The organism is Salipiger sp. 1_MG-2023 (assembly GCF_030547555.1).
GTDB lineage: Bacteria > Pseudomonadota > Alphaproteobacteria > Rhodobacterales > Rhodobacteraceae > Salipiger.
The window spans coordinates 65,176-75,460 of record NZ_JAUOQN010000020.1; the positions used below are offsets into that span (position 1 = coordinate 65,176).

The window sequence follows — 10,285 nt, forward strand, 5'->3', positions numbered from 1 at the left end:
TTACAATACGGTTACTCTACGCCAGCCTTCCAATGGAATAGGGATACCGTCGCGTTTGTGAATTGCTGACACATATTAAAACTTGTTTTTACCTGAAATTAACAAAAATAGAGGAGCGATAAGCTTCCACTAGAAAGGCAAGAATATGGATATCGATCTCGACATGCTTTCCCACGACGAGTTGAAAAAGCTCAAGTCCGATGTGGAACGTGCGATCAATACGGTAGATGCCCGCCGCAAGGCCGAAGCGAAACGAGCTGCGGAACAGGCGGCAAAGGAATTCGGCTTCTCGCTTGAAGAAGTGCTCAACGCACCGCCGGTCAAAGGCTCGAAGGGCGCGCCGAAATTTGCCAATCCCGCCGATCCCTCGCAAACATGGACAGGACGCGGTCGCAAGCCGAACTGGGTGAACGAAGCCCTTGCCGCGGGCAAGACACTGGACGATCTGGCCATCTGAATGACCATCCATATCGGTGCCGAACCGGGGCAGATTGCCGAAACCGTCCTATTGCCCGGGGATCCATTGCGCGCGGAATGGGCCGCAAAGACCTTTCTGGAAAATCCTATATGCGTCAATCGCGTACGGGGTATGCTGGGGTTCACCGGCACTTGGAATGGTCATCGCGTGACGATTCATGGCTCGGGCATGGGAATGCCGAGCCTGTCGATCTATGCCAATGAACTGATCCGCGATTATGGCGCAAAGACGCTGGTGCGTATCGGGTCTTGCGGCGCCATGCAGCAAAACATCGGCCTGCGGGATGTCATCCTTGCGATGACCGCGTCTTCATTGTCAACACCGTCTCTCGGCATATTTCGGGAATTGAATTTCGCGCCCTGCGCGAATTTCAATCTTTTGCAAAATGCTGTTACCGCAGCAAAAAATATCGGAGCGACCTGTCATGTCGGCGGCATCTATTCGGCGGATGTCTTCTATGACGAGCGCCCCGACCTGAATGAGATCATGATCCGGCACGGCATTCTTGGCGTCGAGATGGAAGCGGCAGAGCTTTATAACCTTGCCGCCCGCCACGGGGTTCGCGCGCTTGCCGTGCTGACCGTGTCGGATCACCTGCTGACCCACGAGGCGCTGCCGTCTGAAGACCGGCAGAGCTCTTTCGGGGATATGGTGCAAATCGCGCTCGAGGCGGCCTTCGCCTGAGCGTCAGCGTCCGTGGCTGCGGTTGTACCCGTTGGCCACGGGCGGATTCCAGCCCTGCAACGCGCCCGCCGCCGGGGCCAGCACCTCGACCTGCAGCGGAAAGCAGGCGGCGCTGTCCGAGCTGTGCTGCGCAGAGCAATCGCCGCCCGGGCAGGCGCTGAGCGCGCCCAGCAGGTCGATCTCGGCGAACAGCGTCAGGTGATCGCCGGGGCGCACCGGACTGGCCTTCATGAAATATTGCCCGGTGTCGCGGGTGAACCCGGTACACATGAAGACGTTGAGCACGTCATGCACATGCGGCTCGGCCTCGAGCAGCGGCAGCCCGGTGGCATCCGACAGCGCGCGGGTCAGGTTGGAATGGCAGCAATGGTGGTATTGTGTGCCCGCCAGAAGATTGCCGGTGTACGGATCGCAGCGGGTGCCGATCACATCATGCACAGACCCGCCGAACCCGTCGATGCCATACCAGCCCAGCGTATCTTCCACGATGGTCGCCATCGGGCGTAGGTGCGGAAAGCTCGACCACAGCCGCTCGGCGGTGCTGACATGGGTGCCGTGCAACGCCCGTGTCTTTCCCGAATAGAACCGCTCTGTCAGATCGCCGTCATGCCACAGGTTGAGGTCTCCGACCTGCGGCCCGTCCACGCTGGTGATGCGAAAGAACTGCCCCGCCCTGACCCGGAAATGGCAGGCCTCACGCGGCGGTGCCAACACGGATGACACGACCTGCGCGCCCGCCAGCGCAGAGGCGTAAAGTGCCATGTCCGGCACCGGCAGCGTGTCGTTCGGGTAGCAGATCACCGGCGGGATGGCGCGGCGGGCGTCGGCATCGGGCGGGGCTTGGGTCATGGTCGTGTCCTGTCCTGCAAGACCCCGATCTACCCGCAACACCGGAACGGTGGCAAGTCAGACGAAGGGCATTCGACCGGCTTCATCCCATGTGCCGTCATTGCGGCATCCGTCTCCTGCGCGCCGATGGTGCGGCGGATCAGCCAGTCTTTGTCGCTGGCGGTGAAAATCAGCTTGGCCCGCCCGGACCCGAGCGGGATTGTTGGCGCGCTGGCGTGACCCGGCCGCGCGGCGCGGATCTGTCGGTCATGGGTGGGGTCACAGACCCAGCATCGCCTCGACCACGTCAGGGCTCAGCGCCGACATGGTGCCATCCCAGACACTGCGCCCGCGTTCCAGAATGACGACCCGGTCACAGGCGCCGCGCAGTTCCTTCAACGACTTGTCGATGACCAGCATCGACATGCCGCTTGCCTTGAGCGTCGTAATGGCGGCCCAGATTTCGGCGCGCACGGTCGGGGCAAGGCCCTCGGTCGCCTCGTCAAGGATTAGCAAGCGCGGGTTGGTCATCAGCGCCCGCCCGATGGCCAGCATCTGCTGCTCTCCGCCCGACAGCGAGCCGGCAAGCTGGCCGCGCCGCTCGCCGAGCCTTGGAAACAGCGCCTCGACCTTGGCCGCATCCCACGCGCCGGGGCGGGCGGCGGCGGACAGGTTCTCGGTCACACTCAGATCGCGAAAGCAGCGCCGCCCTTCGGGCACCAGCCCGATGCCAAGCCGCGCCGCCCGGTGCGATGGCAGGCGCGACAGGTCGTGCCCATCGAACACCAGCGTGCCCTGCGCAGGCATCATCCGGCAGATGCAACGCACCGTGGTACTCTTGCCCATGCCGTTGCGACCCATCATGGCCAGCGCCTCGCCCTCGGCGATCTCGAAATCGACGCCGAACAGCGCCTGCGTCGCACCATAGGACGCGGTAAGCTGGCTGAGCGACAGCAGCGTCATGCCTCGTCTCCCAGATAGGCTTCGCGCACGCGCGGATCGGCGCGGATTTCGTCGACTGTTCCGGTCGCGATGACGCGCCCGTAGACCAGCACGCTGATCCGGTCGGCCAGCGCGAACACCGCATCCATGTCATGTTCCACCAGCAGGATCGGCGCGCGATCCCGCAGCCGGTCGAGAAAGCCGGTCAGCCGTTTCGACCCTTCGGCCCCCAGCCCCGCCATAGGCTCGTCCATCACGAAAGCGCGCGGCCTGAGCGTCAGCGCCACGGCGACTTCAAGCTGGCGGCGCTGACCGTGGCTGAGCTCGGCGGTGCGGGTCCGGGCAAAATCGAGCAACCCGGCCTCGTGCAGCGCGCTCTCGGCGATGTCGCGCAAGGCATGATCCGCCGAGACCCGCGAGAGAAACCGCCATGGCCGCCCCGACGCCCCAAGCGCACCCAGCAGCGCGTTCTGCAGCACCGTCTGTTCCATCGCCAGCGCCGAGGTCTGAAAGGTGCGCGCAAGGCCCATGCGGGCGCGCGCCTCGGTCGGCAGGGCGGTGACATCGCGGCCAAGGAATTCGACGCGCCCGGAATCGGGGCGCAGCGCCCCGCAGATCTGCACGATCAGCGTGGATTTTCCCGCGCCGTTTGGGCCGATGATGGCGTGGATCTCGCCCTGCTTCAGGGTGATCGAGATGCCCTCGCTGGCGCGCAGCGCGCCAAAGGATTTGTGCAGTTCATGGGTGCGCAGAATTACGTCAGGCATCCGGGCGCTCCTTCCCGCAGACAAGGCCGATCAGCCCGCCGCGCCCGAACAGCACCACCGCCAGCAGCACAAGACCAAGGATAATCTGCCAGTAATCGCTGACACCGCCGAGCCAATGTTCGAGCGCAACGTAGAACACCGCGCCGACAACCGGACCGAACAGGCGGGCAACGCCGCCGATGATGACAAACACCATGATCTCGCCCGACATCTGCCAGCTAAGCATCGACGGGCTGACAAAGCGGTTGAGATCGGCGAACAGCGCCCCCGACAGCCCCGTCACCGCGCCCGAGATCACCAGCGCCACGAGGTACAGCCGCTTTGGGTCCAGCCCCACCGCCTGCACCCGCGCGGGCACCTGCCGCGCCGCGTCCAGCGCCAGCCCGAAAGGCGAGCGGCGCAGCCGCGCATGGCCCCACAGCGCAAGGCACAGCCACGCAAGGCAGATGCCGTAGAACTGGATCGGGTCCAGCATGTTCAGCCCCGGAAAACCGTTGCGGACATAGATGCTCAGCCCATCTTCGCCGCCATAGGCCGTCCATGAAATCGCGAAGAAATACGCCATCTGGCCAAAGGCCAGCGTGATCATGATGAAATACACCCCCGAGGTGCGCAGGCTGAGCAACCCGATCAGCCATGCCGCCAGCGCCGAAGCCGCTGCCGCCACCAGCCAGATCACCGGCATCGCCTTGGTGCCCTCCAGTGTGAAGAGCCCGTCATAAAGCGGCGTGTAACTCTGGGCATGGCTTGCCAGAACACCCATCGCATAGCCGCCGATGCCAAAGAACACCGCATGGCCAAGGCTGACCAGCCCGCCCATCCCCAGTGCGATGTTCAGCCCGACCGCCGCCAGCGCAAAGATCACCGCCCGCGTCGCCAGCGTGATGGTGAACGGTTCGTCCGCCCAAAGCGCCCAGCCCGGCACCACGACCAGCCCGGCCAGCAGCAGCGCGTTCAACAGGCGTTCGCGGCTCATGCGCGGGCACCGTACAGGCCGGTGGGTCGCCAGATCAGCACCGCCGCCATCAGGATGTAGATCGCCATCGAGGCAAAGGCAGACCCGGCGCTCGCGGCGCTTGCCGGATCGGTGAACAGCCGGAACAGCGCGGGCAGCAACAAGCGGCCCAGCGTATCGGTGAGCCCGACCAGCAGACCGCCAACCAGCGCCCCCTTGATCGACCCGATGCCACCGATCACGATAACCACAAAGGCAAGGATCAGCACCGGCTCGCCCATGCCGACCTGCACCGACTGGATCGGTCCGACCAGCGCCCCGGCCAGCCCCGCAAGCCCGGCGCCAAGCGCAAAGACCACGGTATAAAGCTTGCCGATATCGACCCCAAGCGCCGCGATCATCTCGCGGTCGTTCTCTCCGGCGCGGATGCGGATGCCCAGCCGGGTGCACGTGTTGAGCCACCAGAGCCCCGCCGCGACCAAAAGCCCCACGGCGATCAGCGCCAGCCGATAGGCGGGGTATTCGATGCCGCCGGGCAGCAACACCGTGCCTCCCAGCCATGGCGGAACGTCAAGATACAGCGGAAACGAGCCGAACAGCCAGCGCGTGCCTTCGGAGAAGATCAGGATCAGCGCAAAGGTCGCCAGCACCTGATCGAGGTGATCGCGATCATAAAGCCGCCGGATCACCAGCAGCTCGACCATCGCCCCTGCCCCGGCCGCCGCCGCCAGCGCAGCCACCAGCGCCAGCAGGAACGAGCCCGTCGCCCCCGCCACGCTCGCCGCTGCGAAGGCGCCGACCATGAACAGAGCCCCATGCGCAAGGTTGATCAGCCCCATAACCCCGAAGATCAGCGTCAGCCCGGCGGCCATGAGGAACAGCATCACGCCGGATTGCAGCCCGTTCAGGACTTGCTCGGCAAACAATATCGGAGTCATCTTTTGCCTTCATCGGGGCCCCGCAGCGAGGGGCCCCATGGTCGTTATTTCATCGCGCAATCATCGACATAGGCCGAAGAGCGATCTGCGATCGCCGTGGCAACCAGCGTATTGGTGAAGACATCGCCTTCCTTGATCACCTCGCGGATGTAGATGTCCTGAAGCGGGTGGTTGTTGCTGTCGAAACTGAACTTGCCGCGCACGCTGTCGAAATCGGCGGATTTGAGCGCCGCCCGGAAGGCATCGCCATCGGACGGCTGCGCCACATCCAGCGCCGAGCGCAGCAGATGCGCCGTGTCATAGCCATAAGCGGCGTAAAGCGACGGCAGGCGGCCATATTCCGCCTCGAATGCCTCGACAAAGGCCGCGTTGGCCGGAACGTCCAGATCCTTGGACCAGTTCGAGCCATTCCGCACCCCAAGCGCTGCATCGCCGACCGCCTGAAGGATGTTCTGATCGAACGAGAACGCCGGACCAAGTAGCGGCAGATCGACCCCGCTGCCCGCATATTGCTTCATGAAGGAAATCCCCATGCCGCCCGGCAGGAAGAAGAACACCGCATCCGCGCCCGATGCCCGGATCTGCGCGATCTCGGCGGCGTAATCTGTCTGCCCAAGCTGGGTGAACACCTCTCCGGCTAGATCGCCGCCGTAATAGCGTTTGAAGCCGTTCAGGCTGTCGTGACCGGCCGGATAGTTCGGCGCCATGATGAATGGCTTGGTGTAACCCTGATCTTTGGCATAGGCCCCTGCCGCCTCGTGCAGGTTGTCATTCTGATAGCTTACGGCGAAATAGTTCGGATGACAGCCTTTCCCGGCCAGCAGCGCCGGCGCGGCATTGGTCGACAGGTAGAATTTGCCCTGCGCGGTGGCGGCAGGCACCACGGCCATCGCAAGGTTCGACCACACGATGCCGGTCAGCACGTCGACCTTGTCGGACTGGATCATCTTGTCGGCGATCTGCACGGCCACGTCGGGCTTTTGCTGGTCATCCTCGACGATCACCTCGACTTCGCTGGCCCCCTTCATGCCCAGAAGGAAGCCGTCGCGCGTGTCGATGCCAAGGCTCGCCCCTCCGCCCGACAGCGTGGTGATCATGCCGACCTTGACCTCGGCCTGCGCCGCCGAGGCCAGCGCGGCAAGGCTTGCCGCCGCAAGCAGTGTCTTGATGGACATAAAGTGACTCCCTCTTTCCCTGTCGTGCCCCGGATCTGCGCCCAAGGATCACGCAGAGAATTGACGCAATTGCCCGAGATGTCCATGCAGCCCGTCGCCCGTGCCGCCGCTTTTCCCAAGCCGGGCCAATCTGTCGCCACAAAGATGCGGCTTGCTTGCCTGCAACAGACCCGCAAGCCGGGCCAAGTCAGGGGCAGACCAGATGAACATGGCAAACACCGCCGTCGTGGCACCGCCGCCACCCAAGCGGCTTGAGGAACTCAGCCTGCCGCGGGTCTTCATGCGCGACGTGGCGCTGAAGACCATCTTCCGCAAGAACGCCAACACCGTCACCTACCTGTCAAAGGCGATCTGCCTGCCGATTGGCATCACCCAAGAGATCATCGACATTGCCCGCGGCCAGGGCCTGCTAGAGGCGATGGGCACGCTGGGCGCGCATTCCACCACCAATGAGATGGTCTATCAGCTGACAGACAGCGGCAAGGCGCGCGCCATGGATGCGCTGGCGCAATCGGAATATTTCGGAGCCATGCCGGTGCCTCTGGATGTCTACTCGCAGCAGGTCAGGCGCCAGTCGATCCGCAACGTCCACATCACCCGCGAGCAGTTGATGGGCGCCATGGGGCATCTGGTTCTGCCCAGCACATTGATTTCGCACCTTGGCCCGGCGGTCGGTTCTGGCCGGTCGATCCTGATGTATGGCCCGCCGGGGAACGGTAAATCGTCGATCTCGAACGGCATTCGCGACGCGATGGGTGACAAGATCTACATTCCGCGCGCCGTGGAATATTCCGGGCAGGTGATCACGGTCTTCGATCCGATCGTGCATTCCGCCGCCGAGGTCGAAGAAGACGACCCCACCGCACTGCGCCGCCGCAACCGGTTCGACACCCGGTACGTGCTGTGCGATCGCCCTACGGTGATCACCGGCGGTGAGCTGTCGCTGAACATGCTCGACCTTGTCTACAATCCGACGGCGCGCACCTATCAGGCGCCGCTTCAATTGAAATCTACGGGGGGCATCTTCATCGTAGATGACCTTGGCCGGCAGGCAGAACCGCCGCAGAAGCTGGTCAACCGCTGGATCGTTCCGCTGGAGGAAAGCAAGGATATCCTCGCCCTGCAATCGGGTGAAAAATTCGAGGTGCCGTTCGATACACTGGTGATCTTCTCGACCAACTTCCACCCCAACGAGATCTTCGACAAGGCTGCGCTGCGCAGGATCTTCTTCAAGATCAAGATCGATGGGCCCAATCAGGAAGACTTCCTCAAGATCTTCGCCCTCGTCGCGCGCAAGAAGAAGATGCAACTGGACGAAGAGGCGCTGATCTACCTGCTAAAGACCAAGTACCCGACCATAGACAACATTTACGCCAATTATCAGCCGGTGTTTCTGATCGACCAGATGATCGCGGTGTGCGATTTCGAAGGATGGCCCTACAAGATGACCAAGGAATTGGTCGACCGGGCCTGGGCGAACATGTTCGTGAAGGACGAGCACATCGTGAAGTGAGCCCGCTACGACCGGCGGCCTCCAGAACCTGCTGGCCCTCAAGTGCGGCTGCGTGGCTTGGACTGCTCCCTCGGAGATAGAACTCCGGCGAAATCTGCAGACGGCGGGACTCGAAACCCGGCGATGAGGCAGCCGCACATGCCTGTACGAGGTGGCGAGCGAGATCTTCTGCCTGACCTAATGGGATGAACTGCCTTCCCACCGACCTGCTGCTACCGTGGCGGGCATAGGTGGAGAGAGGAGCATCAGATGGACATCAAGGTTCTGGGCATTGATTTGGGCAAGACCGTTTGCAGTCTTGCCGGGCCGGATGAAGGGGAGCGGTTGTGTTTCGTAAACGGCTCCAGCGCCATCGGCTGCTGGACTTTCTTGCTACTCTGCCGCCCTGCGTGGTTGCGATGGAAGCCTGCGGCGGGGCGCATCACATCGGGCGTTTCTGTCTTGAGAAGGGGCATGAGCCTCGTTTGATGTCGCCGCTCTATGTCCGGCCATATGTGAAGGTCCAAAAGAACGACGACCGTGACGCAGAGGCGATTGCTGAAGCCGCGACGCGCCCCACGATGTCCTTCATTGCGATCAAATCGGAGGAACAGCTCGATCTTCAGGCCTTGCACCGTGCGCGAGAGCGCCTGGTGTCAGACAAGACGCGCCTGATCAACCAGGGCCGCGGTTTCCTGATGGAGCGCGACATCCGGGTAGGAACCGGGCGCCATGTCTTCCAAAAGGAGCTGGCCAGATTGGCCGTAGAGGGCACTGCCGATCTTTCACCCCGAATGCGTCTGATCGTGACTGATATGGCGTCCGAACTGGACGTGATCAATGATCGGGTCAAAGACATCGATGCCGAGATCAAGGCGCTGGCCAGAACGGATGCTGACATGCAGAGGCTGATGGAGACCCCCGGCATCGGTCCGACGATTGCGACAGCGCTCGTAGCAGCTGTCGGCACTGGCAGCACCTTTGGCTAAGGTCGTGATCTTGCCGCATGGCTTGGTCTGGTGCCACGGCAGGTCACGACAGGTGGCAAGGCCAAGCTGATCGACATCTCGAAGCACGATAACCGACATTTGCGCAAGATCTTCATTCACGGAGCTCGAACGGTGCTGCATCTCGTGCGTGACAGGACATCACCAATAACGGCTTGGGCAGACGCTCTGAAGGAGCGAGCGCATGTGAACGTCGCGGCGGTCGCCATGGCCAACAAGATGGCACGTATTGCCTGGGCTGTGCTGACGAAGGGTGAGAGATATCGGCCGAATGCCATGAGCGGCCTGTAGTGGGCCAAACGCGCAATCGAACAAAGGAATCTGCGAGCGAGGAGGAGATGGACCAACGACCGATCGGCGTCTTGTCAATCTGATGGGGAGCATGGCCCCTGGGTAATCCCCCCGTTTTTCCGCGGGCTTGGTCGTAGAATTTACGCGGCCATCTTCAGTTTCTGTGCAGGTGTCATCCCGCCGTTGCCCATGTTGGGGCTTGTGAACAGGCATGGAAAACTGGGTCTGACTCAATTTCTGTGGCGTCTTCATGCCGAATGTTGGAGACGTGCGAGGAGGAGTTCGATACCGGCGGCACCATACATCTGCCGCTTCAGCATCTTCAGCCGGTTGATCTGACCTTCGGTCTGGCCATTGGACCAAGGCTCACGGAGCGCCGCCGCAACCGCCTCGAGATCTGTAGTGAGACCACTGGCGAAGGCTGCCATCTGACCTGCCACGGGATTTTTTCTCCATTTGAAATTAGAGTCCGACCCAACGAAGGGACGGACAATGAAGCGAACGAGATACAGCGAAGAACAGATCATCCACTGCCCGGCAGGCGCATTCGCAGAATGCTGCCGAGAGGGGGCATTTTGACCGAACATGAGGCCGGCGCGAAGTGCGCTGATCTGTGCCGCAAGCACGGGATGTCGGAAGGCACCTTTTATGCCTGGAAGGCGAAGTTTGGCGGGATGACGGTTTCCGACGCCAAGCGGCTGAAGGCGCTTGAGGATGAGAACACCAAG

9 protein-coding genes and 3 pseudogenes are annotated in these 10,285 nt (G+C 62.4%); 5 read left to right on the top strand and 7 right to left on the bottom strand.

Annotated elements, in window-relative coordinates:
* Window positions 1-145: 145 nt before the first annotated feature.
* Both Q4543_RS11690 and deoD read left to right on the top strand, forming a co-directional pair.
* Window positions 146-457 (top strand): H-NS histone family protein, encoded by a 312-nt coding sequence (locus tag Q4543_RS11690; protein WP_303438495.1) that lies wholly within the window; start codon window positions 146-148, stop codon window positions 455-457.
* Window positions 458-1,162 (top strand): purine-nucleoside phosphorylase, encoded by a 705-nt coding sequence (gene deoD, locus Q4543_RS11695; RefSeq protein WP_303438497.1) that lies wholly within the window; start codon window positions 458-460, stop codon window positions 1,160-1,162.
* Between the two features lie 3 nt (window positions 1,163-1,165).
* Here the strand turns inward: deoD and Q4543_RS11700 are convergent, their stop codons facing one another.
* From Q4543_RS11700 to Q4543_RS11725, 6 genes are all read right to left on the bottom strand, one after another.
* Window positions 1,166-2,011: a DUF1989 domain-containing protein gene (locus tag Q4543_RS11700; RefSeq protein ID WP_303438498.1), complete on the bottom strand. Its 846-nt coding sequence runs from the start codon at window positions 2,009-2,011 to the stop codon at window positions 1,166-1,168.
* A 258-nt stretch (window positions 2,012-2,269) separates the two neighbouring features.
* On the bottom strand, window positions 2,270-2,953 hold the full coding sequence (locus Q4543_RS11705; RefSeq protein WP_303438499.1) for an ABC transporter ATP-binding protein: 684 nt from the start codon (window positions 2,951-2,953) through the stop codon (window positions 2,270-2,272).
* Entirely contained in the window at window positions 2,950-3,699 is a 750-nt protein-coding gene (locus tag Q4543_RS11710; protein ID WP_303438501.1) for an ABC transporter ATP-binding protein, read from the bottom strand. Before Q4543_RS11710 ends, Q4543_RS11705 begins: the two co-directional genes overlap by 4 nt.
* Window positions 3,692-4,675, bottom strand: a complete 984-nt coding sequence (locus tag Q4543_RS11715) for a branched-chain amino acid ABC transporter permease (RefSeq protein WP_303438503.1) — start codon at window positions 4,673-4,675, stop codon at window positions 3,692-3,694. Before Q4543_RS11715 ends, Q4543_RS11710 begins: the two co-directional genes overlap by 8 nt.
* Window positions 4,672-5,592, bottom strand: a complete 921-nt coding sequence (locus Q4543_RS11720; RefSeq protein WP_303438505.1) for a branched-chain amino acid ABC transporter permease — start codon at window positions 5,590-5,592, stop codon at window positions 4,672-4,674. Before Q4543_RS11720 ends, Q4543_RS11715 begins: the two co-directional genes overlap by 4 nt.
* Before the next feature lie 44 nt (window positions 5,593-5,636).
* Window positions 5,637-6,767 (bottom strand): ABC transporter substrate-binding protein, encoded by a 1,131-nt coding sequence (locus tag Q4543_RS11725; RefSeq protein ID WP_303438507.1) that lies wholly within the window; start codon window positions 6,765-6,767, stop codon window positions 5,637-5,639.
* A 202-nt stretch (window positions 6,768-6,969) separates the two neighbouring features.
* Between Q4543_RS11725 and Q4543_RS11730 the strand changes: the two genes are divergently transcribed.
* Both Q4543_RS11730 and Q4543_RS11735 read left to right on the top strand, forming a co-directional pair.
* Window positions 6,970-8,280, top strand: a complete 1,311-nt coding sequence (locus Q4543_RS11730; RefSeq protein WP_303438509.1) for an ATPase — start codon at window positions 6,970-6,972, stop codon at window positions 8,278-8,280.
* Between the two features lie 249 nt (window positions 8,281-8,529).
* Window positions 8,530-9,557, top strand: a pseudogene (locus Q4543_RS11735) (IS110 family transposase).
* Between the two features lie 248 nt (window positions 9,558-9,805).
* Here Q4543_RS11735 and Q4543_RS11740 read toward each other — a convergent pair.
* Window positions 9,806-9,976: pseudogene (locus Q4543_RS11740) on the bottom strand (ISL3 family transposase); the annotation flags it as partial.
* A gap of 73 nt (window positions 9,977-10,049) precedes the next feature.
* Here Q4543_RS11740 and Q4543_RS11745 point away from each other — a divergent pair.
* Window positions 10,050-10,285 (top strand): annotated as a pseudogene (locus Q4543_RS11745) (transposase); the annotation flags it as partial.

Bases quoted from the DNA above. Each gene is read 5' to 3' on its own strand.
- Q4543_RS11700 (WP_303438498.1), bottom strand. From the start codon at position 2,011: ATGACCCAAGCCCCGCCCGATGCCGACGCCCGCCGCGCCATCCCGCCG.
- deoD (WP_303438497.1), top strand. From the start codon at position 458: ATGACCATCCATATCGGTGCCGAACCGGGGCAGATTGCCGAAACCGTC.
- Q4543_RS11720 (WP_303438505.1), bottom strand. From the start codon at position 5,592: ATGACTCCGATATTGTTTGCCGAGCAAGTCCTGAACGGGCTGCAATCC.
- Q4543_RS11725 (WP_303438507.1), bottom strand. From the start codon at position 6,767: ATGTCCATCAAGACACTGCTTGCGGCGGCAAGCCTTGCCGCGCTGGCC.
- Q4543_RS11705 (WP_303438499.1), bottom strand. From the start codon at position 2,953: ATGACGCTGCTGTCGCTCAGCCAGCTTACCGCGTCCTATGGTGCGACG.
- Q4543_RS11690 (WP_303438495.1), top strand. From the start codon at position 146: ATGGATATCGATCTCGACATGCTTTCCCACGACGAGTTGAAAAAGCTC.
- Q4543_RS11710 (WP_303438501.1), bottom strand. From the start codon at position 3,699: ATGCCTGACGTAATTCTGCGCACCCATGAACTGCACAAATCCTTTGGC.
- Q4543_RS11730 (WP_303438509.1), top strand. From the start codon at position 6,970: ATGAACATGGCAAACACCGCCGTCGTGGCACCGCCGCCACCCAAGCGG.
- Q4543_RS11715 (WP_303438503.1), bottom strand. From the start codon at position 4,675: ATGAGCCGCGAACGCCTGTTGAACGCGCTGCTGCTGGCCGGGCTGGTC.